This window comes from Salmonella enterica subsp. arizonae (assembly GCF_008692845.1).
In the GTDB taxonomy this organism is placed as follows: Bacteria; Pseudomonadota; Gammaproteobacteria; order Enterobacterales; family Enterobacteriaceae; genus Salmonella; species Salmonella arizonae.
Window position 1 is genome coordinate 16,816 of the sequence record NZ_VXJW01000014.1, and the last position, 23,579, is coordinate 40,394.

Sequence of the window (23,579 nt, forward strand, 5' to 3'; positions counted from 1 at the left end):
ACATGGCGATCAGTGACGTTAAACTTCGCTCTACCTATGGTAAACCATATTCAGGTCCATCTGAAGTTATTGATTCTGATGGGCTGACTCTGGCCCAAAATCCGTGCAGTGCGTGACAGTCCAGCACTGACCGGCACGCCAACACCGGAGACCACTGCCGCAGGCCGGGATATTGCTACAACAGCGTTTGTGGCTGCGAAAGTGGTGCCGCTGGTGGGTTTTGCACCGGACGCGCTGAAACCAATGGCCTCCCGGTAGGGATACCATTATTAAAGTGGTATTTGTAATTAACGCGCCGCAAAAATATTATTTAAAGCGTATTTATAAGAGATATCAAGATTTTCTAATAATGACCGCATAACAATATCTGAAAGATATTTTATGGTTTTTACTTGTTCTTTAGATATATCCTGATTAATGAAGTATTCATATAGCGCACAATATGATTTCTGCTCTTCTGCTGATGAATGCTTTCCTGTCAGGTAAGGAAGTGAAATATTGCATTCACTTTCTGCCTGCATTGCTACCTGGCCAATAACAGAAAAAAATGATTTTCCACTTAATTCAAGTATCATCATAAACCAGAATCTGATAAGTGGATCTTTATTTTTCATTCCGTGCAGTGAAAAATTAACAAGATTTTTCCGGTGAGAGTCCATATCAGTATTCAGAAATATAAACTCAAGCGTATCACTTGCACTCCAGCGTAACATATCATCAAGTTTCAGAGCCTTCCAGTCATTATAAAATAAAGCACTATGGCAGGCCAGATGCCGGGCATAATCGTTAATAAGAAGCTCTCCCATTGAGCCAGGGCACATATAGGTAAAAATGTAATTATTGATATCTCTGTACATCATGATATCTACAATCCACAGAGGTATAAAGCATTTTATCTTTAATTCAGCATTTATTGTAGAGGATTTTACCCAGTCAAAGAAAGGGTGCTCATCAATTTCCCTGAGATAACTGTCCACATAATGTATAATTTCTTCGTTATTTTTTTGTGTCTGAGTAATGTTTATTTCAGAGGGGGGGGTCAGAATTTTCCCTTCCGTTTTGACAAGATTGCTGAAATTATGAACTTCATGTTTAACAATATACTTTAATGTATAGTGATAGAATGCATCATGTATTCCTGTAAAAATATCAAACATTCTCTGAGATAAATTTCTGACTTTATCATAATATTCCGGGAGCAGAACTTCATTTTCAAAGACGCCTTCTGACTTCCAGACATGCCCATTCTCAAGGCCAAGATGGAATGAACCAAAATAGCGTAATTGAACCCCCAGTTCATGGGCGACTTCATCTGCTATAGGACTTATTTTAGAAAAAAATACGTTACCGCAGGTTTCTCCGGATTCAGAGTGAGAATATCGCAATATTGGGTCATTGTTATCATCAACGCAAAGACGCATAAACTCGACGCCATATTTTCTGAAACATTCCATTTCAGGACTAATAAATAACCAGTATATAATGTCGCTGGCCTTCCAGTTTAACTTATCATCAAGATAGAGTTTTCTCCAGTCCTCAAGAAATAATCTTGAATGTGTTTCGTCTTCAGTAGTTCCTGCATTAATAACAGATTTGAATTTAGAATCTGTTGTTGCAAATCTTATGACCCATTTATTCATATCCCTGAAGTTCATCACAAAATGAGCCATCACAGGGGCAAACATTAGTTTGTTTTTTAACGGGATAATATCGGAATCAATAAGCTTATAGAACGCATGGCTTTCAAGCTTTGCTCTCTGATAATCACGGAAATGATAAAATTTTTTCATTTTTATTACGCCCCCCCCTTAATGAGGTACTTTATGATTTGATAGGTTGGTTTTTAGAGGTTTCACCTGCGAAGATGACATCGTTAATTGACAAATATTTGGGCTTATGTGTAAGTAAAACTACTGCATATCTATTTTGGCCATGAATAAAAACCGGACGCTCAACTCAATCTAATAGTTAGTTGAACAAAATTGTCAATACTAATATTATTAACAGTATAAAATTTTCTGACTGATTGCTGTAACGTTGAGAGTGCGGCCCAAATTTTTTACCTGACGATACCAGCCCTTATATCTTTTCCAAAAAAATAAAATCATATTTAGAAGTGTTTTGCTTTTTTAAGATTTCAACCGCTTCTTGACTAAGTCCGTCGATATGTTTTCCAGCGTCTGGTGATGCTGGGAAATGCTGATCGTAGAGATTTATACAGGAAACCTGTTCAAATACAGGTTGATGAATATCAACAGCGTGAACCCTGGAACCGAATCGAGGCCTTCTCATACACTTCTCCTGCTTCCAGGGCAAAGAAAAAATCGTCATTAGATAAAAATAAATATCATCAATTAAACTCCTTTCCGGAAATGGAATTTTATTGTTAATTAATAATTGTTTGGAGTATATATCAAAAGTGCCATTTCTATTTAACAGATTAGCATCCGAAGTATGCGGAGCACGAAGTTTGATTGTCAAAATTGAAACTAAGAATGCTTTTTCTTCGTTATCAAGTAGCCGCAGTTCCTTACAAAGATTGCTGATATTTTCTTTGAACGTTTTTCTGATTAATTCAAGACTTTTTTTCTGATGCTTTCCAAATAACATACTCCACAAAATGCCAATGGTAAAAATATAATAATATAATTTATCACTGATATGTTTACAATAAATTCTGTAATTATTTTTGAGGCGCTATCTTCTGAACTGTGTACTTGAGTAGTTTTCGTGAAGAAACTACTTTTATCTTTAGTGTTTGTAATGCCTGGCTCGACCTTATTAACCTCAATGTGATTATTTATATAAGCGAATCTCCGACTCTCTTTAGGTAAAAATAAACCCGCTGAGGGAGAGTAAGATAGTTTAATTTTTAGGTTTAATGATGCACCTGGGTTATTAAAACTAATGTTATGCCAAACATGATCATGTTTTTTGCTCTTTGGGGGGGGTGATGTCGCTTGGATGTGATTCGTGAAACAGATTTTATTTGCTGGCATCTTCATTACCCCCCTATCATCAAAAGAGTTTGATCAATAATTGATAAAATAAAGAAGTAATAATGGATGGCTGCTAAACGGCTGAACACCTCAAAACCCGACAAAATATGGTGTCCATATTAAGTGAAAAGGTAGGATGCTGCTTGCCGTCAATCATTGGTTCACGATGACTGGTATTAATTTTAGCGCTGCAGGAAGAGTACCAAAAGGCGCTATACACATCAGCACGGCATGTTAGGAGTACCGACAGTAAAAACTCAGTAGGAAAATTACTGGAATTAATTGACTTTTTTAAAATATTATTGTGCGTTATTAGAGTTATATTTTTCTTATCATTAAAAGGTAATTATTGGGTAATTATTGAATTTATTTAATCACATTCACCCTACGTGTTCAGAAGAATGTAAAGTTTTTATAAGACAAATGGTTTTGTTCTGTTGCGGCATTTTTTTAACAACTGTGTAAGTTTGTGATTAAAGCCGAAATTTCATAATACAACTTACATATAATCTTCAGTTATATCTAATAACAGGAGGTTATATGAGCATAAGTCGTCGTTCTTTTTTGCAGGGGGTAGGCATAGGCTGCTCTGCCTGCGCACTGGGCGCTTTTCCGCCTGGGGCGCTGGCGCGCAACCCGGTTGCCGGAATTAACGGTAAAACCACGCTAACGCCAAGTTTGTGCGAAATGTGTTCCTTTCGTTGTCCTGTTCAGGCGCAGGTAGTCAATAACAAGACCGTTTTTATCCAGGGCAATCCTTTTGCGCCGCAGCAGGGAACACGCGTATGCGCCAGGGGCGGGAGCGGCGTCAGCCTGGTTAATGACCCGCAACGGATTGTAAAACCCATGAAACGCAACGGACCGCGCGGCGGCGGTGAATGGCAAGTGATTAGCTGGCAACAGGCTTACCAGGAAATTGCGGCGAAAATGAATGCCATCAAAGCGCAGCATGGCCCGGAGTCCGTGGTTTTCTCTTCCAAATCGGGTTCGCTATCCAGCCATCTTTTCCATCTGGCGACTGCCTTTGGTTCGCCTAATACTTTTACTCATGCCTCAACATGCCCTGCCGGGAAAGCTATCGCGGCAAAAGTGATGATGGGCGGCGATCTGGCGATGGATATCGCCAACACGCGCTATCTGGTTTCGTTTGGCCACAATTTGTATGAAGGTATTGAAGTCGCGGATACCCATGAATTAATGACCGCGCAGGTGAAGGGGGCCAAAATGGTCAGCTTTGATCCGCGCTTGTCGATATTTTCCAGCAAGGCAGATGAATGGCACGCTATTCGCCCCGGCGGTGATTTAGCGGTTCTGCTGGCGATGTGTCACGTCATGATTGACGAACAACTCTACGATGCGTCTTTTGTCGAGCGTTATACTACCGGATTTGAACAATTAGCACAGGCGGTAAAAGAGGCGACGCCGGAATGGGCGGAAGCGCAGGCCGATGTCCCTGCCGACGCTATTGCGCGGGTGACGCGCGAACTGGCCGCCTGCGCTCCCCATGCTATTGTCAGCCCTGGCCATCGCGCGACGTTCTCCCAGGAAGAGATCGATATGCGGCGGATGATTTTTACGCTCAATGTACTGCTCGGTAATATTGAGCGCGAAGGTGGGCTGTATCAGAAAAAAGGCGCGTCGGTTTACAACAAACTGGCCGGGGAAAGGGTCGCGCCGACGCTGGCGAAACCCAACATTAAAAATATGCCGAAACCGACAGCGCAGCGTATCGATCTGGTCGCACCGCAATTTAAATATATCGCTGCTGGCGGCGGCGTGGTGCAAAGCATTATTGATGCGGCGTTAACCCAGAAGCCTTACCCGATAAAAGCGTGGATTATGTCACGGCATAATCCCTTCCAGACCGTCACCTGCCGCCCGGACCTGGTAAAAACCGTTGAGCAACTGGAGCTGGTGGTCAGTTGCGATGTCTATTTGAGCGAAAGCGCAGCACATGCCGACTATCTGCTGCCGGAATGTACCTATCTCGAACGGGATGAAGAGGTATCGGATATGTCGGGACTGCAACCGGCTTACGCTCTACGCCAACAGGTTGTAGAGCCGATTGGCGAGGCGCGTCCGAGTTGGCAAATCTGGAAAGAACTTGGCGAGCAGTTGGGGTTAGGGCAGTACTATCCGTGGCAGGATATGCAGACGCGTCAACTCTATCAGTTGAATGGTGACCATGCCTTAGCGAAAGAACTGCGGCAGAAAGGGTATCTTGAATGGGGCGTCCCGCTGCTATTACGCGAACCGGAATCCGTTCGCCAGTTTACGGCGCGTTATCCCGGCGCTATCGCGACGGACAGCGATAACACCTATGGCGAACAGCTTCGCTTCAAGTCGCCCTCTGGCAAAATAGAGCTTTATTCCGAAAATCTGGAGGGATTGCTCCCAGGCTACGGCGTTCCGCGCGTTCGTGATTTTGCGCTCAAAAAAGAGAATGAGCTTTACTTCATTCAGGGCAAGGTGGCCGTTCATACCAATGGCGCGACGCAATACGTACCTTTACTCAGCGAGTTGATGTGGGATAACGCGGTCTGGGTTCATCCGCAAACGGCACGAGAAAAAGGCATCAAGACTGGCGATGAGATCTGGCTGGAAAATGCCACGGGTAAAGAAAAAGGTAAGGCGCTGGTGACGCCCGGTATCCGTCCGGACACGCTATTCGTCTATATGGGATTCGGCGCTAAAGCCGGGGCCAAAACGGCGGCGACGACACACGGCATCCACTGCGGTAATTTACTACCGCACGTGACGAGCCCGGTATCCGGTACGGTAGTACATACCGCAGGCGTGACGCTGAGCCGGGCATGAGGAAGGAGGGAACCATGAATCATTTAACAACCCAGTACGTCATGCTGCATGATGAAAAGCGCTGTATTGGCTGCCAGGCATGTACCGTTGCCTGCAAAGTGCTTAATGACGTGCCGGAGGGGGTTAGCCGCGTACAGGTGCAAATTCGCGCGCCTGAACAGGCGTCTGACGCGCTCACGCATTTTCAATTTGTCCGCGTCTCCTGTCAGCACTGTGAAAATGCGCCATGTGTTAGCGTTTGTCCTACCGGAGCGTCATACCGCGATGAAAACGGTATCGTTCAGGTTGATAAATCGCGCTGCATTGGCTGCGATTATTGTGTTGCCGCTTGTTCTTTCCATGTGCGCTATCTGAATCCGCAAACCGGCATCGCCGACAAGTGTAACTTCTGTGCCGATACGCGGTTGGCCGAGGGGCAGTCTCCGGCGTGCGTATCCGTTTGCCCAACGGACGCGCTGAAATTCGGCAGACTGGATGAGAGCGAGATCCAGCGCTGGGTCAACCAGAAAGAGGTCTATCGCCAGCAGGAGGCGCGTAGTGGGGCTGTCAGTTTGTACCGTCGTAAAGAAGTCCATCAGGAGGGTAAAGCATGAATACTATCTGGGGAGCGGAACTACACTATGCGCCGGATTATTGGCCGCTGTGGTTAATTTACGCAGGAGTCGTGGTGCTGCTCATGCTTGTCGGACTGGTTGTCCATGCGTTATTGCGGCGGATGCTTGCGCCAAAAACGGCGGGCGGCGAAGAGCATCGTGACTATCTCTACTCGCTGGCGATTCGCCGTTGGCATTGGGGAAATGCGTTACTGTTTGTTTTATTACTGTTAAGCGGTTTATTTGGTCATTTTTCTCTCGGCCCTGTAGCGCTAATGGTGCAGGTGCATACCTGGTGTGGTTTTGCCTTACTGGCTTTCTGGGTCGGGTTTGTGCTGATCAATCTCACCACAGGTAACGGGCGTCACTATCGGGTAAATTTTTCCGGACTGGTGACGCGCTGCATACGCCAGACGCGTTTTTACCTTTTTGGCATCATGAAAGGGGAAGCGCATCCGTTCGCGGCAACAGAGCAGAATAAGTTCAATCCACTGCAACAACTGGCATATCTGGCGATTATGTACGCGCTGGTACCGCTGTTAATCATCACCGGTTTGCTGTGTCTCTATCCGCAGGTTGCGGGTCTGGGCCCTGTGATGCTGGTGCTGCATATGGCGCTTGCTATCATCGGCTTACTGTTTATTTGCGCGCATCTCTATCTGTGTACTCTTGGCGACACGCCGGGACAAATTTTCCGTAGCATGGTTGACGGCTATCACCGTCATCGTACCGCGCCGCGCGGGGATAAGTCCGCCGTCTGAGTATATCCATAAAATAAAGTCAGCAAGAAAATGTGCCTTGTGTCACATTTTCTTGCAATTTATCCATGTTTGTTTAACTGAACTTCCGTAAAAAGAACGGCAAATTGAGACCATCCTGAGGACATGCTGTTGAAACGCCGTTTGTTTATTGCCGCTTCTTTATTCGCGATGCACCTTTCTCCTGCGCTTGCGGCCGATGCCGTAAGTTTTGCTCCCCAACCGCCAGCCATTGATGCAGGCGCCTGGGTGTTGATGGATTACACTACGGGACAGGTTCTTACCGCCGGTAATGAACACCAGCAACGTAATCCCGCCAGCCTTACCAAGCTAATGACGGGCTACGTCGTCGATCGCGCCATCGATAGTCATCGTATCAGCCCTGACGATATCGTCACCGTTGGGCGCGACGCCTGGGCGAAGGATAATCCGGTGTTTGTCGGCTCCTCGTTGATGTTTTTAAAAGAAGGGGACCGCGTGTCGGTACGTGATTTAAGCCGTGGCTTAATTGTGGATTCTGGTAACGATGCTTGTGTGGCGCTGGCGGATTATATCGCGGGCGGGCAGCCGCAGTTTGTAGCGATGATGAACAGCTATGTGAAAAAACTCAATTTGCAGGATACCCATTTTGAAACCGTACACGGGCTGGACGCGCCGGGACAACATAGCTCCGCGTATGACCTGGCCGTACTCTCACGGGCGATTATTCACGGCGAGCCTGAATTTTATCATATGTACAGCGAGAAGAGCCTGACCTGGAACGGTATCACGCAGCAGAATCGCAACGGCTTATTGTGGGATAAGACAATGCATATCGACGGGCTTAAAACCGGACACACGTCGGGAGCGGGATTTAATCTTATCGCATCGGCGGTGGACGGGCAGCGTCGACTTATCGCCGTTGTCATGGGGGCGAAAAGTGCGAAAGGCCGTGAAGAACAGGCGCGAAAACTGTTGCAGTGGGGCCAGCAAAATTTTGCGACGGTGCAGATTTTGCACAGCGGCAAAAAAGTGGGCAGCGAGCGGATCTGGTACGGAGACAGAGAAAAGATTGCGCTGGGGACGGAACAAGACTTCTGGATGGCGCTGCCTAAAGCGGAAATTCCGCATATCAAAGCAAAATATGTGCTGGATAAAAAAGATCTGGAGGCGCCAATCGCCGCTCATCAACGGGTAGGTGAAATAGAGCTCTACGACCGGGATAAACTGATCGCCCAGTGGCCGCTGGTCACTCTGGAGTCGGTTGGTAAAGGCGGTATGTTCTCTCGACTGAGCGACTATTTTCAGCATAAAGCCTAAGCCGTTGTAACGTGCCATGCGCCTCAATCTCCGGCGTCGCAAATGGTGGGAGTGCGAGTCTGCTCACATAATAATCACTCTGTCCTTGTGACGATGAAAAGTAAAATTATACTGTATATAAGTACAGTAAAATGATGGAGGCAACATGGATTACGAAATCAGGCAGGAACAAAAACGTAAGATAGCCGGTTTCCACATGGTCGGCCCATGGGAACAAACCGTAAAGCAGGGTTTTAAACAACTGATGATGTGGGTAGACGGAAAGCAAATCGTCCCGATTGAATGGATAGCCGTTTACTACGATAATCCGGATGAAGTGCCTGCGGAAAAACTCCGCTGCGATACCGTGGTTTCCGTAGCGGAGAATTTTGTCCTGCCGGACAATAGCGAAGGCGTAATCGTGACTGAAATCGAAGGCGGCGAATACGCCACCGCTGTCGCACGCGTTGAAGATCACGATTTTGCGACGCCGTGGTATCAGTTTTTTGACGCTTTGCTACAGGACAGCGCTTACCAGATAACCTCTGAGCCCTGTTTTGAAACCTATCTGAATAACGGCGTCGAAGACGGATACTGGGATATTGAAATGTATATTCCGGTACGGCGGAAGTGATTGATTCGTTTTCAACCTGAAAATAGCGGACGGGTAGGTTGTTCCGTCCGCCAGTGCTCATTTTTGCTATAAAGCAGGTACAATGCTTTTTTTGCCATTCCCGTAAGGAGTGCAAGAATGCGTGCCGATAAGTCATTAAGCCCTTTTGAAATAAGGTTGTACCTTCATTATCGCATCGTGCATGGCATACGTATCGCCCTGGCATTCATTTTTACCTTTTTGCTGGTTCGTCTGTTTTCTATTCCCGAAGGCACATGGCCGCTTATCACTTTAGTGGTGATCATGGGGCCCATCTCGTTTTGGGGTAATGTGGCGCCTCGCGCTTTTGAGCGCATAGGCGGTACGATTTTGGGTGCCGCATTGGGACTAGTGGCGCTACGCCTGGAGCTCTTTTCCTTACCGCTGATGCTGGTGTGGTGTGCGGTAGCCATGTTTTTATGCGGGTGGCTGACCTTAGGGAAAAAACCGTATCAGGCATTACTGATAGGTATAACACTCGCTGTTGTTGTCGGCGCTCCCGCGGGCGATATGGATACGGCATTATGGCGTGGCGGGGATGTGATTTTGGGGTCGCTACTGGCGATGTTGTTTACCGGCATCTGGCCGCAGCGCGCCTTTTTGCACTGGCGCATCCAACTGGCGCATTGCGTCACGGCATATAATCGGGTGTATCAGGCGGCGCTGTCGCCGAATTTGCTGGAGCGTCCCCGGCTGGATAGGCATTTGCAACAGTTGCTTAATAATGTGGTCAAAATGCGCGGGCTGATAACGCCCGCCAGTAAAGAAACCCGGATACAAAAATCTGTTTTCGAGGCCATTCAGACCATTAACCGCAATCTGGTCTGTATGCTTGAATTACAAATCAATGCCCACTGGGCGACGCGCGCCAGCCATTATGTGATGCTTAACGCGCAAACATTGCGTGAAACCCAGCAGATGACGCAGCAAACCTTGTTAACCATCGCACACGCCTTGTACGAAGGCAATCCGCAGCCGGTAATGGCAAATACCGGTAAACTGAATGATATCGTTGCTGAGCTGCGGCAATTAATGAACGAGCAGCAGGGTGACACGGTGGCTGAGACGCCCATCCACGGCTATGTCTGGCTAAGTATGGAAACGGCGCGACAGTTGGAACTGCTTTCGCATTTGATCTGCCGGGCTTTGCGCAAATAAAAAAAGATGGGGCGAATGATTTCGTTGCTGCTTCGATTCAGCAAAGATTAAGAGTATGATACTAATAAAGGATAAAATGAGTATTACTGGCAACGGTTTTATCCCCGAACGTTCAGGTTCCCGCAGGCGGCGACGTAACGGCGTTTCTTCTGACGGCTTGAAGTATCACGGGGATAAACGTAATGTTTATCCACTAGCGGTTGCTTAACGAATCCGAATCTCACATTATCAGGGGTGTAAAAATGGAAACAACCAAGCCTTCTTTCCAGGACGTGCTGGAGTTTGTTCGTCTGTTCCGTCGCAAAAATAAACTGCAGCGTGAAATTCAGGACATTGAGAAGAAGATCCGTGACAACCAGAAGCGCGTGCTGCTGCTGGACAACCTGAGCGACTATATCAAGCCGGGTATGAGCGTTGAGGCGATTCAGGGCATCATCGCCAGTATGAAAAGCGACTATGAAGATCGCGTTGATGATTACATCATCAAAAATGCCGAAATCTCCAAAGAGCGTCGCGACATTTCCAAAAAGCTGAAAGCGATGGGCGAAATGAAACACGCCGATGTAAAAGCCGAATAATGCGCTACGGCAGTGGGAGCGTATATCAGGCTCTCACTGCAGTTTGACCCCGCCAGTTACCATCTTGAGTAAATGTTGTTTTGGCCAGTGTCGGGTAAGTTTTTTCTCTGCCAGCTTACTTTTCAGGCGCGCAATGTCATGACGTTTCCGGTCCAGCATCAGACCCACCACGCTACCGCTATGCGCCACATTCAATCCGTATAAATCGCACTCTTCGACCAGCGACAGCAGGGCGGTAAATCCCGGCTTAGGTAACAGAGTCTGGCTGGCGATAGCGCTAAGTGTTGCCGCCTCACCCAGTCGGAGCGGATTTTGCGTTATACAGGCCTCCTGCACCAGACTCCAGGCCTGCTGCAAGGTAGCTGAACTTGCTAGTAATTTCTGCCGCCGGGGGAGACGGTGATAATCTTGCGTGCGTAGCGTGGCCGGGCTTTCCAGCACCAGCAAATCGAGTGGCGGCGGTGGTTCGCAGGCGATTTGCGTGGCCGCATTATTGTGATCAAACAGCGTTAATTGATGAAAAACGGTGCTATCGGTGGGTTCTATTGAGACACAAAGCCGTGCAAGGGTAGCTTCATCCAGCGAATGGCCAAGATGATGCGCCGTTGCCACCGCCGTAGCGGCGATATCTGCGGTGCTGCTGGCCATGCCTTTGGCAATGGGAATTGACGAACGCACGTCGACGCGAATCTCGTTACTCCAGTGCGCAGGATACTGCCAGTGCGCCAGAATGCGCTCCACCATCGCCCGCGACAATGGGCGCTCGTTTACCAACGGCGGCGCAGCCGTGACTGCTACGGTGCTGTACCAGTCAACCGGGCAGGAGACCAGTTTCTCACTGCCCAGAATCCATCCCTGGATAAGTTCCCCGCATGAGGCGGGGCATTGCGCAACAGCCACGTTATCACCTTTCAGGTACGAATAGGGTGCGCGCATAGTGTCATGGTAAAAGTGTTATTACCATGACTTGCCGCAATTCGTCGTATAACGCTCTCAGGCTGGTACACAAAGCCCTTCCGTGGCCGGTAGCGCAATGCGCATAACGTCTTGTGCGATCATTAACTCTTCGTTGGTGTTGATGACGGCGACTTTCACCAGGGCGTTCTCCGTCTGGATAAATGTCGCATTACGCTGATTTTTCTCTTCATCAACGGCTAAGCCTAAAAATTGCAAATTATGGCAAACCGCCGATCTGGCGCACGCTGAGTTCTCACCAATGCCCCCAGTGAATACCAGCGCATCCAGTCCACCCATTTGCATGATATAACTGCCAATGGTGGCGCGAATGCGTTCGGCAAACAGGGTGAGAGCGAGTTTAGCCTGCCGGTTACCGGTATCGGCTGCCTGTTCGACATCGCGGTAATCAGACGACACGCCAGAAACGCCCAGTAAGCCTGACTCATTATTTAATAACTGATTCAACTGTTGCGGCGTTTTGCTTTCGCGCTGGGCTATCCACGGCAGAATAGAGGGATCAATATCTCCGCTACGGGTGCCCATCATCACGCCTGACTGCGGCGTAAAGCCCATCGACGTATTGACCGAATGCCCGTTTTTGATGGCGCAGACGCTGCTACCGTTTCCAAGATGACAACAAATCACCCGTAATGTGCTGAGTGGTACGCCCAGCTTTTCAGCCAGAACGCCGCTGACATACTTATGGCTGGTGCCATGAAAGCCATAACGGCGAATCCCCAGTTCGGCGTAATAACGCCAGGGAAGCGGGTAAATATAGGCGGGTTCATCCAGCGTCTGGTGAAATGCCGTATCAAACACGGCTACGGAAGGGGCATCAGGCAACAGTTGACGAAAAACGTGAATACCCAATGCGTTTACCGGGTTGTGAAGTGGAGCCAGTTCAGCAAGACGTTCGATTTGCGCTAACGTTTCATCAGTGACCAGCGTCGAGTCTTTAAAAAACTCACCGCCGTGCGCCACACGATGGCCCACCCCGTCAATGTCCCGCAGACTGTTAATGATTTGATAACCCAGCAACTTTTCCAGCAGCAGCGTTACCGCATCGCGATGATCGGCAACGGGGACGGTTTCCTGCCATTTTTGGCTGAGCGTCTTAATTGTCACCTGCGCATCCGCCATTCCAATACGCTCAATCAACCCCTGGCAGCGCATGTCGCCTTGCGGCATCGCCAGTAACTGAAATTTCAGCGATGAGCTGCCCGCGTTAATTGCCATTATGTTGTGCGTCATAAAGATTCCTTAGCATTCAAAAAAGCAGCCATTTCATCAAATCCGGATTTTGTTACCGAGCTGGTGATAAAAACCTGTTGCGCGCCAGCCTGTTCCAGCCAGGTGCGGACACAGGAAATTAGCGGTGGACTGGCTAAATCAGATTTGGTGACGATCCCGATCGTGGGGCGGTTCATCGGTGCGGTAAACCCCGGTGAAAAAGGCGACCACGCGGCGTCAGCGTTAAGTACCAGTGCGATAACCTCCGCGTCGCAGGCGCTGGTCAGCAGGGCGCTGTAGAGACAGCGGTTTTCCAGATATTCCCCTGGCGTGTCGATGGCGGCGGGGGACCAGATAATCGTCTGCGTTTTTTGATAATGGAGCGTCTCTCCACGCCAGCACTGCATTAATGAGATTTTACCGCATCGCGAAGGGCCAATGAGCATGATGCGTTTCATGGCATTACGTCCGCGTAACGGGGCATGAGGTGAAACGCATCATTTCGCTCAGCGTGCGCGTGACTTGTTTAAGCGCATACTCAACGGCTGAAACATCGCCGGTCAACACCACTGCGCCCGTGAAACGATCCAGAAAACCGATCTCGACGGCGCCTGATTTTGTGGCGATATCGCAGGCAATGATAGACGCCTCGCTGGGCGTAATCGTTAAAATGCCGATGGCGGCAACCGCATCAGGCAGGCCCAGTTTTTTAAATAAATCCTTACCGGGATTGGCGATCAGATGCGCCAGCGTCACTTGTTTACCGGGGACGTACTCCTGAATCATACGTTCGGTCGTGGTGTGTATTTCCATTATCCCTCCACCATCTGTCGCCACATAGCCTCATGCGGACGCGGGATCACAGAACGGTAAACTAATAGCCCTTTCTCTCCGGCGCTTTCGCTGGCTACCGTCACGGCGTTATTAACGTCAGAGATATCACCCGCCACGACCATATAGCACTTCCCGCCAATGCCGAAGGCCATGTGGACGCGTACCAATGTCACACTGGAGGCTTTTACCGCCCGATCGGCGGCGCTGATACAGGCAGCCACGCTCCAGGTTTCAACAATACCAATCGCCTGACGCTGCTCCACGGCGTTTAACCCGCTAATGGCGGGTAAGACGCTGGCATGGATGTTCGCCAGCACCAGGCTGTCGACGAGCATCTCGCCTGCCAGAGAGACGCCCGCGGCTATTGCCTGTTGCACTGCGCCGACATCGCCGCCCAGCATCAATAAAAACTTACCCGGACAGATTGTTTTGCTCATCAGGAGCGACACATTGGCGCTTTTTAGCATCGCATCGCCAGCTTCCATTCCTTTGGCGATGCTGGTGAGTTCTAAAATACCTATTGCCTGAGACATAATTAACCTCTTACGACCGTGATGGCCTCATTGGTGATTTCGTGAACGATGCCATCAATACTGGCGTGAATGGGCGCGCCTAATGCGTCTTGCGGGATGTCAGCGATACATTGTCCTCTCACTACGCGATCGCCTTTTTGTACGCAGGGGATCGCGCTGGCGCCGATATGCTGGCGCAGCAGTAATATGACCCTGTCAGGCTGCGGTTCGAACGGGGTGAATGGCGCGTCGTGATACCAGTCGTTTAAACCCAGTTTGGCGATCAGCCGTTTGATGGGAATCAGACGGTACTTCGCCATCTCATCCGCCGGGTGGAGCGGTCCTTCGTAGCGCTGATGCTGCGCCCTGAGTTCGCGCTTAAGCATCCGATTGATGCGAACCGGGGAGATGCCCACCGGGCAGGCGACGCTTTCACAAACGTTACATTCCGAGCAGGTCAGCGCGCTGAGTAAGAGCTGGGGCGTCGCGGCCTGGTGATAATTAACGGCGCGCACCAGCAGATGCGGCGATAGCTCATGACCGATTAAGTGTCTTGGGCAGAGCTCCGTACATAACCGACATTGCTCGCAAACCGTCCTGGCGATCGCGAGAATTGTGCGATCGTCTTGCATCCGACGCGCGATCAAAGGATGTGTTTTGGGTAATACCAGCAGGCCGCCAGTCGTCTTCGTAACGGGCGCATCCAGAGAAGGGATGAGACTTCCCATCATCGGACCGCCATTAATAAAACCAGGATTGTCCACCGTTGCGCCGCCCGCAATCGCCAACACCTCGCGTAACGGCATCCCCAGCGGAACCGTTAATGTCAGAGGTCTTGCTACTGCGCCATTGACCGTTAACGTTCGACGGGTAACCGGATACTGCTGCTCAACTGCCCTGGCGATATTCAGTACCGTCTGTACATTGTTCACCACCACGCCAACGCTGACAGGCAGCGCGGCTGGCGGGACGCGACGACCTGTTGCCAGCCATATCGTTAATACTTCATCACCGGCAGGGTAGACATCCGGCAGCATATGCAATCGGATGGCTGGCGTCAGTAACGGCGTCAACGCTTTGATTGCCGTCTGATATTTTTCTTTAAGCGCGATGATGCCCTCACGCGCGCCGGTTGCTCTCATGGCGTACTGCACGCCACGAATCAGCCGTGAAGCTTGTAAGGCCATCAGTTGCTGATCGACTTTGAGCATAGGTTCGCATTCGGCGGCGTTAACCAAAAATGTGTCGACCTGCGCCTGTAATTTTACGTGAGTAGGAAATCCTGCGCCGCCAGCGCCTGTCACGCCAGCGGCGCGCACGCGATCGCGGATAGTTTGCGCGTCGCAATCGGCGAGGTTGACGGTTGAAGCAGTATTCATAACAGCGCCTCCAGTAGCTCTCTTATAGCGCTGGCATCAGTGGTTCGCGGGTTGGTTTGCAATGTGATATCCGCCAACGCCGCTTCCGCCATAGCAGGAATACGCGGTGTATAAGCCTGTTTTTGGTCTTTCAGCGCTTCAGCAAGCGTTGGGATGGCGCACTGCTTTTTGAGCTGTTCAATGCGCTGCGTTAAGGCATTGAGACAAGTGGTTTCGTTAGCGCTTTCCGGGCATAAACGGCAGACTTTGGCGAGTCTGGCGTATCGCTTCGCAGCGCGTGGGTCGCGTGCATTAAAGCGGATAACGGAGGGAAGCAATAAAGCGTTGGCAAGCCCGTGCGGCAGATGAAACTGCCCGCCTAACTGGTGGGCAATCGCATGGTTTAAACCAAGTCCGGCCTGGCTGAACGCCATACCGGCTAACGTTGACGCATTGTGCATTTTGCCGCGTGTTGCCAGACAATCGCCTTTGTTTACCGCCACGGGAAGATACTGAAAGACGATTTGCGTCGCTTTTTCCGCCAGGGCATCTGTGAAGTCGTTGGCGCGTAGCGAAACATAGGCTTCCAGCGCGTGGGTCAATACATCCACGCCCGTATTCGCCGTAATAGTGGCGGGTACGCTGACCACCAGCATCGGATCGAGAATAGCCATATCCGGATAAAGCGAGTTATTAAATAATGGATATTTAATTCCTTTATCAGGATCGCTAATAACACAGGCGCACGTGACTTCAGATCCCGTTCCGCTGGTGGTAGGGATAGCCACGCAGGTTTCAATTTCGATGCCAAATTCTCGGCTGAACCAGACGATAGCTTTTGCGGCATCCAGCGCGGAACCGCCGCCAAAACCAATGACAACATCAGGATTCAGGGACTGCATTTGCGTAATACCCTGTACGACCGTACCGATAGTAGGATCCGGCGTAATGTCGCTAAAAACGCTGAGACGATTATTTGCTGGCAAGGCATTACGTAGCGTATCAAGCAGCGGCGATCGCGCCAGAAAAGCATCACAGATAATCCAGATATGTTTATTCGTAAAACGCTTAAGCGCCTTCAGACTGCCCTGACCGCTATACAGCCTGGTTTGTAGTGAAAAGGTATTCATTACAACCTCGTTAGCGGATAGAAAAGCCGTTAGTGAGTACGCAACGCCGCGAACGGGCGAATGTGCGTGCTGACGTCGTACCTTCTCCGGTCGGCGTGGCGATAGTGAAAGTGGTAAAACCTTCTCCGCCGACGCCGATACCCGCATATGACGGGCCATTTTTAACGAATATGGAGGTCTGTAAGGTACGCGCCGCCAGATTCAGTCGTGACACATTTTCTGAATGCATAATCGCGGTATGGTGAAGGCCCGCTTCGACTTTTAGCGCCAACGCCAGCGCGCTATCAAAATCGCTGACTTTCACAATGGGCAGCATGGGCATCAGTTGTTCACACGTGACCCACGGATCGTTGGCATTCACCGCCGCGATGAGCAGGCGAGGCGTTTTTGCTGGTGTTGCGATGCCTGATGCTTCCAGTAGCGTCGCCGGGCTCTTACCCACCAGTTTTTTATTCGCATGACCATCCTGTAGACAGACGGTACGTAATTTATCCGTGTCCGACGGGCTGAGAAGCAGCGCGCCAAACGCTTGCATCTGCTGAATCAGGCGTTCTGCAACGCTCTCGACAACAATCAGGCTTTTCTCGGCAATACAGGGCAGATTGTAATCAAAGGCGGCGCCGTTAATGATATCCTCCGCCGCTTTAACCAGATCGGCGGTTTCATCGACGATGCAGGGCGGATTCCCTGCGCCAGCGCCAATCACTTTTTTGCCGCTTTTCATGCCCATCGCGACAATACCCGGGCCGCCCGTAATCGCCAGCACGGCGATATCAGGATGCGACATCATCTGCTGTGTCGCTTCAAAGGTAGGTTCTGCCACGGTGACGAGCAGATTACGTATGCCGCAGCAGCGAAAAGCGATCTCTTCGATCATCCCGATCAGCTTGAGCGACACTGATTTTGCGCCGGGATGAGGGCTAAAATAAACGCTGTTTCCCGCCGCCAGCATACTGATGCTGTTGTTAATAATCGTTTCTGTCGGGTTAGTGCTGGGCGCAACGGAGCCGATAACGCCAAACGGCGAATATTCAAACAGCACCATCCCGCCGTCGCCGGTGAGCGCCGTTGTGGTGAGATCTTCAATACCCGGTGTGTTATCCAGCGCGGCTTTGTTTTTGAGGAGTTTATCTTCTTTATTGCCCATTCCCGTTTCGGCTGCGCTTTCTTCCGCCAGCGAAGCCAGATGCGGCGCCAACTCCTCGCGCATAGCGTGAATAATGGCGCTGCGCGTTTTTAGCGGGCATTGTTGGTAGCGTAAGAAAGCCTGATGCGCGGCGCGAATCGCCTCATCAACAGTCTGAAAAATGCCGTTTCCTTTCGTTTGCGTTTTTTCCGGCGTTAGCTGTTCGCTTAAAATATTGCGGATCAGCATCTCAAGTTCAGATGTATTCATTGATATGTTCTCACGTCAATCGCCGCAATGGCGGCTTGTGCAATATCCATGTCCTGTTCAACGCTTCCGCCGCTGATACCAAGGCCGCCAATCAGTACACCGTTACGCCACAAGGCGAATCCGCCGCCAAAGGTGACGATTTTCCCCTGCATATGGGTGTCCAGACCATAAAGCGCAGCGCCAGGCTGGACGGCGGAGGCGAGTTCATGGGTGGCGGATTTCATGGCCACGGCGGTCCAGGCTTTTTTGGGCGCCAGTTCGCTGCTGACCAGCAACGCGTCGGGCATCCGCCAGGTCACGGTTGGCGTGCCGTTACCATCGACAATACTGATAACAACCGGAACATGAAGCTCTTCTGCCCGCGCCACGGCGGAGCGAATTAGCTGATGGAGCTCCTGAAACGAAAGGGACATAGAAGATTCCTTAATGGTTGAGGGATAAGTTGAGGCGAGATAACGTCTGGTCACTTCGTTAATAATGTGGCGCTGGTGAGCGTCATGATCTTCTGCACGCGCCAGTGCGTACAGACAGTCGGACAGACGGTTGATATAACGCATCAGTACCTGTCTGACGGCAATGTCCGCGCTCAGTTCCACCAGGCGTCTTTCAGCTCTACGCGCAAGCGTTCGCGCAAAGTGCAGTCGGCTCGCCGCTTCGCAGCGACCCGGTAAAATAAAGCTGTGTACAACGGCAACGCGTGACATTGCCGCATCTATCGCCGCTTCCAGTACGGCAATTTCTTCGGTGCTGATATAACGCTGACCTGGATTAGGCTGTTCACTTTCACTGGCCAGTTCGGCGCTAAACCAGAAGATCTGCTGCTGGATAGATTCGATAAAGCGACGATGCTGTGGATGGTGCGTGGCGCAAGCGCATAAGCTTAATGCGGCATTAAGTTCATCCAGCGTGCCATACGCTTCGACGCGTGGATGCGTTTTACTGACGCGTTGTCCGCTAAATAAAGCCGTGGTGCCTGCATCGCCAGTTCGGGTGTAAATCGCCATAGTTCACCTCAATGTGAAAGCGTATCGACAATGCCGACAACCGCGAGATCGATGGCTTCGTTAGGACCGGAAAAAACATGCCTGGCGCTGGAGCCGCTACTGAGCAGAACCAGTTCGCCAACGCCAGCGCCTACGGAGTCAACGGCTACTTCGTCGCCATTAACAGGCTGTGGCGGAAGCTGTTCGTCAGCACTGACTCTGCGTACCAGCAAGAGCTTTTTCCCGACCAAAGAGGGTGATTTTTGCGTGGAAACCACTGCGCCTGTGACACGAGCCAGATACATGATTTACTCCTGCCTAATCAGTTGAATGTTTCGGACGCTGGCCGCTTCGTAGGCCGGTGCGGTAACGATGCATCGGCGACGAAGTACCAGAATCTGGCACGTTAGCCGGACAATGTCGGAATAACTCAGGAGTTGACCCGAGTGCAGAATGATGGCTTGGCCTTTTTCATCACAAAAGCTCAACGGCAGACGCGCCAGTCTTTTCACCGGTAAGGATGCTAACAAAGTACGCCGCAGCGATATTTGTACGTTGACCCCCAGCGCAAGTGCGCAGTGGATCTTCATAGCGGTAATATCGCTGTCGTTTTGTTCAGCGATCCTCCTGAGCAGAGGCAGTTCCGCCAGCAAAATGCGCAGATTGCCATACCGGGAAAACAGCGTGCGTGAATCGGCGTCCCGGAGCTGGGCTGTGCTAAGCGTAATTTTGCTTTGCGCCCGTCGCTGCAGACGAAAGACGACCTCTTCAACAATGCGTTGTACTTTGTCTTCGTTCATCGTCGGGCTACCAAAGAAGCGAAAGTATGAGGATCGTCGGCACCAGCGGCATTAGCTTCATCCGTGTCGATATGCATCTCCAGACGCATATCCGGCGAGACGCGAATCGCGACATTGTCGAAAATAAGCCTGCGTTCGCTGCCTTCAATGGCGACAGAAACGGTATCGCCATGCGCCACGCGGAAGATCAGCGCATCAAGCGGGGACATATGAATGTGGCGTTGAGCGACGATGACGCCGGACGCTAACTCCAGTTCGGCGAACGGGCTTATCAGACGAATGCCCGGCGTTCCCTGCAAATCACCAGACATACGTAGCGGCGCGGCGATACCTAATGTCCTGGCGTCGGTCCGGGATATTTCAACCTGGCTTACGTTTCGCAGCGGGCCCAGCAGTCGAACCTTTTTTAACTGACGTTTAGGGCCAGCCAGCGTGATGGTCTGTTCCGCCGCGTATTGTCCCGGTTGTAGCAGCGCTTTTTTTTCGCGGATGGCCTGTTCGGGGAAAAGTCGCGCGTAATCTGCGGCGCAGAGATGGATATGCCGATTTGAAACACCGAGCGGAATGGGGCGATTGCGCAGCTCATCCAGCACTTTATGAACCGTGGATTCAAGAAGCGTTTTATCCATTACGCGTCACCTCGTTTTCCTGAATGCAGACATTGCGTGCGGGGTTCGCCCTTTTGGCGCTTGCAGGCAGGGTCCAGGCATAAATTGCAGCTAATAAGAGGCGATAAATCTTGCTGTACTTCCGGCGCTGCCTGCGCAATGGCGGGAGCGGATTCGGGGATAACGGCTAAAATACCGTCTCCTGGCCTGGCGATCACTTTATGAGCAACCAGACCATGCCGTTGGTCGGCAAAACTTGCGCCGGTGATGATGGCCGCCTGAATGGAGGCCACATCACCGGTGATTTTGATCACCGTCCAGCCTGAGCCGTGAGTTTTTTCGAGGCCCACCAGCGTGATGGAAGCGGCTTTCGCCATGACATCCGCGCAACTGATGGCTAATGCCAGACCACTAACTTCAAGTAATCCCAGTGATTGCTTCACGCTGTGCTCCTTATTTGCTGCCAGTCAGGCGGATTTAGGTAAAATATCCTCAACGTCGCTATGCGGACGCGGAATAACATGGCAGGATTTCACTTCGCCTACCGCGCTTGCCGCGACGCTGCCCGCATCAACGGCTGCTTTCACCGCGCCGACATCGCCGCGAACCATAACGGTGACGAGACCGGAGCCAATTTTTTCATAGCCAACCAGTTGCACATTGGCAGATTTCACCATGGCATCGGCGGCTTCAATGGCGCCGACCAGCCCCTTTGTTTCAACCAGTCCTAGTGCGTTATTCATACTGCTTTTCTCCTGTCGATGATGAGTCACATTCCCTGAAAGGAATGCCTTTAACCAGTCGCGCAGCGTTATTGCCGGTGCATCGCTGAGCGCAGTTGTTTTGGTGATACGTCAGCGTAAAAAGCGGCGCTGATGGGGGAAGGTTTTTGTAATGCACTATCAGTTTTTCCCGATCGCAAGCGATGCCGACGAGCAAGGGGGAGCGGCTGGCGGCAAGCCATGCCTGATAGATCACCTCGCCAGCCTCTTGTTCCTGCACGACCCAAGGTATGCCTTCTTCCTCAATACCCAGCAATACGTGTTGCCAGTCGGATATATGGCATCCCAGAGTGGTGATAACGATAGCGGGTAAATTGTGATTACTTTCCATGAGCAAATGCCTTATGCCAGGAGAGAATCAGCCCTGTGGCGACAGCGTTTCTTGGTCCTTCTGTCCCACGAATATTGCCGCGTCCGGCCACCAGACGATAATGCGCCAGCGCGTCGGTAACGAGTTGCGGTACTTCGAAATCAAGCGCCGAACCACCGACCAGGACAACAAACGGAATGTCGCGGATATTGCCCGTTGGGCTGACCTGGCGTAGCGCCCGCAATGCATTGGTGACAAATACGCGCTCTTTTGCGCTGCGGCGAATAGCGCGCACTTTTTCCAGCGCTATATCTCCCGTAAGCGGCACCAGTTCATTGGGTTTGACGACGCAGACACGAGCGAATACTTCAGGAGGAAGCGGAGCGGGGAAGAACTGAACGCTGCCATCCTCATGGCGAAGGTGAAAAAGACTTTCCACTTTTGCTAACGGGTATTTTTTGATCTCTTCCGCAAGGTAGCGATCGTTAAGTCCCAGCTCACGCGCAATAATCATCGTGACCATATCGCCCGCGCCAGCGAGATGCGTGGCGATAATTTCACCTTTGGGATTAATGATGGAAGCATCTGTTGAGCCTGCGCCTAAATCCAGAATAGCCAGTGGGCGCGTTGTGCCGGGCGTGGTTAGTGCGCCCAAAATAGCGGCTTCCGCTTCTGCGCCGCCGACCTGGACGTCAATGCTGAGTTTTTGCTCAATCTCACGTGCAATCATGGCCATCTGGAGACGGTCCGATTTCACCATTGAGGCTATGCCTACTGCCTGCTCCAGGGAAAACTCTCCGGCCAGTCCGCCCGTCACGCTCACCGGTACGGAGGTATCAACAGCCAATAAATCCTGGATAAAGATTTCAGCGCTGGGTTTGTTGGTCAGTTCCGCCATCGTTTGACGGACATGCTCCAGCATTCCGCCGATGTTGGTGCCAGCTTCGCCTGTGACATTATCAAGCTGGGGACAGTTGCTCACAGCTTTCATAATGGCATCGGCGCCAGCGGCGACGTCAATGCGCAGAGTGCGTCCCTGTGAAAGTAGCTCAATATTGCCAGCGGGTATCGCGCGGGCTTTCACATCCCCTGAAGGCGTTTTCACCACCACCGCCGAGCGGTTGCCAATGAGCGCGCGTGCCATCGGCACAATATTTTTGGTTTCTTCCGAATTAAGATTAAAGACGGTGGCAATGCCGTAAGGATTAGACAGCGTTTCGATTACTTTTCCAGGAACGGCAACTTCTATTGCCGCCAACATTCCCAGTGGAATTCGGTCGATATACCGTACTTCATCTACGACAGGCAGCGGTTTTTCCAGCCGGTTACTGACCAGCACGCCATCATCTTGCTGTAAAATAGCGCCGGTTAGCTGATAACCGGCGCGTACAGTGGCATTGATCATGGTGGCGACGTCAGCAAAGTCAAAAGCGGAAGACACCACCAGAATGTAAGGTTTATCTGCCGGGCAGGTGAGCAGTTCTTGCGGCGTAATCGTTACGCCAACGCCCAAACCCACGCCGCCTGGGGTCTTGGGGTTATGGCCGATCATCGTTGATTCGGTGATGATGGTTTCCGTTATGGTCTCCATCGCTACATCGCCGATAACCGGGGTAGCTTCATTGATGCGAATAAGTGAAATATCGCTGACATTGATGCCTGCGTTTTTTGCGGCAAGCGCAAGCGCCTCCTGAATGCCGAACACATTCCGCAATGTGCCTTTGATTCCGGTGGTTTCGGCTAGCGCGCTGCTTTTTATTATCAGCTCGCCTGAATCACTCAACGCTGCCAGTGCGACTTCCGTTGAGGAGTTACCGATGTCTATGCCAGCTATATATTGCATATC

The 23,579-nt window shown here is 50.8% G+C and carries 26 protein-coding genes and 1 pseudogene; 9 read left to right on the forward strand and 18 right to left on the reverse strand.

Annotation, left to right across the window (positions count from 1 at the left end; translation table 11 throughout):
• Positions 1-2: 2 nt before the first annotated feature.
• Together F4V61_RS22535 and F4V61_RS22105 are read left to right on the forward strand one after the other, a co-directional pair.
• Positions 3-104 (forward strand): annotated as a pseudogene (locus F4V61_RS22535) (hypothetical protein); the annotation flags it as partial.
• Between the two features lie 4 nt (positions 105-108).
• Complete coding sequence (locus tag F4V61_RS22105; protein ID WP_012210004.1) at positions 109-258, forward strand: hypothetical protein; 150 nt, start codon at positions 109-111, stop codon at positions 256-258.
• Positions 259-287: 29 nt separating this feature from the next.
• Here F4V61_RS22105 and F4V61_RS19395 read toward each other — a convergent pair whose 3' ends face one another.
• Both F4V61_RS19395 and F4V61_RS19400 read right to left on the reverse strand, forming a co-directional pair.
• Positions 288-1,790, reverse strand: a complete 1,503-nt coding sequence (locus tag F4V61_RS19395; protein WP_079828167.1) for a hypothetical protein — start codon at positions 1,788-1,790, stop codon at positions 288-290.
• A gap of 289 nt (positions 1,791-2,079) precedes the next feature.
• Positions 2,080-2,610, reverse strand: coding sequence for a hypothetical protein (locus F4V61_RS19400; protein WP_079828169.1), 531 nt, complete (start codon positions 2,608-2,610; stop codon positions 2,080-2,082).
• Positions 2,611-3,539: 929 nt separating this feature from the next.
• On the opposite strand from F4V61_RS19400, the gene phsA reads away from it, so the two are divergent.
• The 7 genes from phsA (at position 3,540) to F4V61_RS19435 (ending at position 10,833) form a co-directional block, all read left to right on the forward strand.
• Complete coding sequence (gene phsA, locus F4V61_RS19405; protein ID WP_079781403.1) at positions 3,540-5,816, forward strand: thiosulfate reductase PhsA; 2,277 nt, start codon at positions 3,540-3,542, stop codon at positions 5,814-5,816.
• 14 nt (positions 5,817-5,830) lie between these two features.
• Positions 5,831-6,409: a thiosulfate reductase electron transport protein PhsB gene (phsB, locus tag F4V61_RS19410; protein WP_058345089.1), complete on the forward strand. Its 579-nt coding sequence runs from the start codon at positions 5,831-5,833 to the stop codon at positions 6,407-6,409.
• On the forward strand, positions 6,406-7,170 hold the full coding sequence (gene phsC, locus F4V61_RS19415; RefSeq protein WP_058345088.1) for a thiosulfate reductase cytochrome B subunit: 765 nt from the start codon (positions 6,406-6,408) through the stop codon (positions 7,168-7,170). The genes phsB and phsC overlap by 4 nt, the downstream gene beginning before the upstream one ends.
• Positions 7,171-7,293: 123 nt before the next feature.
• Positions 7,294-8,466 carry a serine-type D-Ala-D-Ala carboxypeptidase DacD gene (gene dacD, locus F4V61_RS19420; protein WP_038395558.1) on the forward strand — a complete coding sequence of 391 codons (1,173 nt, stop codon included), beginning with the start codon at positions 7,294-7,296 and terminating at the stop codon, positions 8,464-8,466.
• Between the two features lie 145 nt (positions 8,467-8,611).
• Positions 8,612-9,079 (forward strand): DNA gyrase inhibitor SbmC, encoded by a 468-nt coding sequence (gene sbmC / locus F4V61_RS19425; RefSeq protein ID WP_079799011.1) that lies wholly within the window; start codon positions 8,612-8,614, stop codon positions 9,077-9,079.
• Between the two features lie 117 nt (positions 9,080-9,196).
• A complete protein-coding gene (locus F4V61_RS19430; protein WP_038395561.1) occupies positions 9,197-10,255 on the forward strand; it encodes an FUSC family protein in 1,059 nt (352 codons plus the stop codon).
• Between the two features lie 242 nt (positions 10,256-10,497).
• Positions 10,498-10,833 carry a DUF496 family protein gene (locus F4V61_RS19435; RefSeq protein ID WP_000450405.1) on the forward strand — a complete coding sequence of 112 codons (336 nt, stop codon included), beginning with the start codon at positions 10,498-10,500 and terminating at the stop codon, positions 10,831-10,833.
• Between the two features lie 33 nt (positions 10,834-10,866).
• Here F4V61_RS19435 and pduX read toward each other — a convergent pair whose 3' ends face one another.
• The 16 genes from pduX to F4V61_RS19515 form a co-directional block, all read right to left on the reverse strand.
• Positions 10,867-11,733, reverse strand: a complete 867-nt coding sequence (gene pduX, locus F4V61_RS19440; RefSeq protein ID WP_038397750.1) for an L-threonine kinase PduX — start codon at positions 11,731-11,733, stop codon at positions 10,867-10,869.
• Positions 11,734-11,826: 93 nt separating this feature from the next.
• Positions 11,827-13,041, reverse strand: coding sequence for a propanediol utilization propionate kinase PduW (gene pduW / locus F4V61_RS19445; RefSeq protein ID WP_038395563.1), 1,215 nt, complete (start codon positions 13,039-13,041; stop codon positions 11,827-11,829).
• Positions 13,038-13,478, reverse strand: coding sequence for a EutP/PduV family microcompartment system protein (gene pduV / locus F4V61_RS19450; protein WP_080161273.1), 441 nt, complete (start codon positions 13,476-13,478; stop codon positions 13,038-13,040). Before pduV ends, pduW begins: the two co-directional genes overlap by 4 nt.
• A 4-nt stretch (positions 13,479-13,482) precedes the next feature.
• The gene (gene pduU / locus F4V61_RS19455) at positions 13,483-13,833 is read right to left on the reverse strand and encodes a propanediol utilization microcompartment protein PduU (RefSeq protein ID WP_000402456.1); all 351 of its coding nucleotides are present in this window, start codon (positions 13,831-13,833) and stop codon (positions 13,483-13,485) included.
• A complete protein-coding gene (gene pduT, locus F4V61_RS19460) occupies positions 13,833-14,387 on the reverse strand; it encodes a propanediol utilization microcompartment protein PduT (RefSeq protein ID WP_000075769.1) in 555 nt (184 codons plus the stop codon). The genes pduU and pduT overlap by 1 nt, the downstream gene beginning before the upstream one ends.
• 2 nt (positions 14,388-14,389) lie before the next feature.
• A complete protein-coding gene (locus tag F4V61_RS19465) occupies positions 14,390-15,745 on the reverse strand; it encodes a 4Fe-4S dicluster domain-containing protein (protein ID WP_038395566.1) in 1,356 nt (451 codons plus the stop codon).
• The gene (locus F4V61_RS19470; protein ID WP_001091471.1) at positions 15,742-16,854 is read right to left on the reverse strand and encodes a 1-propanol dehydrogenase PduQ; all 1,113 of its coding nucleotides are present in this window, start codon (positions 16,852-16,854) and stop codon (positions 15,742-15,744) included. The genes F4V61_RS19465 and F4V61_RS19470 overlap by 4 nt, the downstream gene beginning before the upstream one ends.
• Positions 16,855-16,864: 10 nt before the next feature.
• A complete protein-coding gene (gene pduP, locus F4V61_RS19475; RefSeq protein WP_001097661.1) occupies positions 16,865-18,250 on the reverse strand; it encodes a CoA-acylating propionaldehyde dehydrogenase PduP in 1,386 nt (461 codons plus the stop codon).
• Complete coding sequence (pduO, locus tag F4V61_RS19480) at positions 18,247-19,254, reverse strand: two-domain cob(I)yrinic acid a,c-diamide adenosyltransferase PduO (RefSeq protein WP_058819943.1); 1,008 nt, start codon at positions 19,252-19,254, stop codon at positions 18,247-18,249. Before pduO ends, pduP begins: the two co-directional genes overlap by 4 nt.
• Positions 19,255-19,262: 8 nt before the next feature.
• Entirely contained in the window at positions 19,263-19,538 is a 276-nt protein-coding gene (locus F4V61_RS19485) for a EutN/CcmL family microcompartment protein (RefSeq protein WP_000280332.1), read from the reverse strand.
• 3 nt (positions 19,539-19,541) lie between these two features.
• Positions 19,542-20,033: a microcompartment protein PduM gene (gene pduM, locus F4V61_RS19490; protein ID WP_001001293.1), complete on the reverse strand. Its 492-nt coding sequence runs from the start codon at positions 20,031-20,033 to the stop codon at positions 19,542-19,544.
• Positions 20,030-20,662, reverse strand: coding sequence for a phosphate propanoyltransferase (locus F4V61_RS19495; protein WP_058819942.1), 633 nt, complete (start codon positions 20,660-20,662; stop codon positions 20,030-20,032). The genes pduM and F4V61_RS19495 overlap by 4 nt, the downstream gene beginning before the upstream one ends.
• Complete coding sequence (locus tag F4V61_RS19500; protein ID WP_269059857.1) at positions 20,662-21,108, reverse strand: BMC domain-containing protein; 447 nt, start codon at positions 21,106-21,108, stop codon at positions 20,662-20,664. Before F4V61_RS19500 ends, F4V61_RS19495 begins: the two co-directional genes overlap by 1 nt.
• Positions 21,109-21,384: a propanediol utilization microcompartment protein PduJ gene (gene pduJ, locus F4V61_RS19505; protein ID WP_080161271.1), complete on the reverse strand. Its 276-nt coding sequence runs from the start codon at positions 21,382-21,384 to the stop codon at positions 21,109-21,111.
• Positions 21,377-21,754 carry a glycerol dehydratase reactivase beta/small subunit family protein gene (locus F4V61_RS19510; protein ID WP_058345079.1) on the reverse strand — a complete coding sequence of 126 codons (378 nt, stop codon included), beginning with the start codon at positions 21,752-21,754 and terminating at the stop codon, positions 21,377-21,379. Before F4V61_RS19510 ends, pduJ begins: the two co-directional genes overlap by 8 nt.
• Positions 21,744-23,576, reverse strand: coding sequence for a diol dehydratase reactivase subunit alpha (locus tag F4V61_RS19515; RefSeq protein WP_080161270.1), 1,833 nt, complete (start codon positions 23,574-23,576; stop codon positions 21,744-21,746). Before F4V61_RS19515 ends, F4V61_RS19510 begins: the two co-directional genes overlap by 11 nt.
• Between the last annotated feature and the right edge of the window lie 3 nt (positions 23,577-23,579).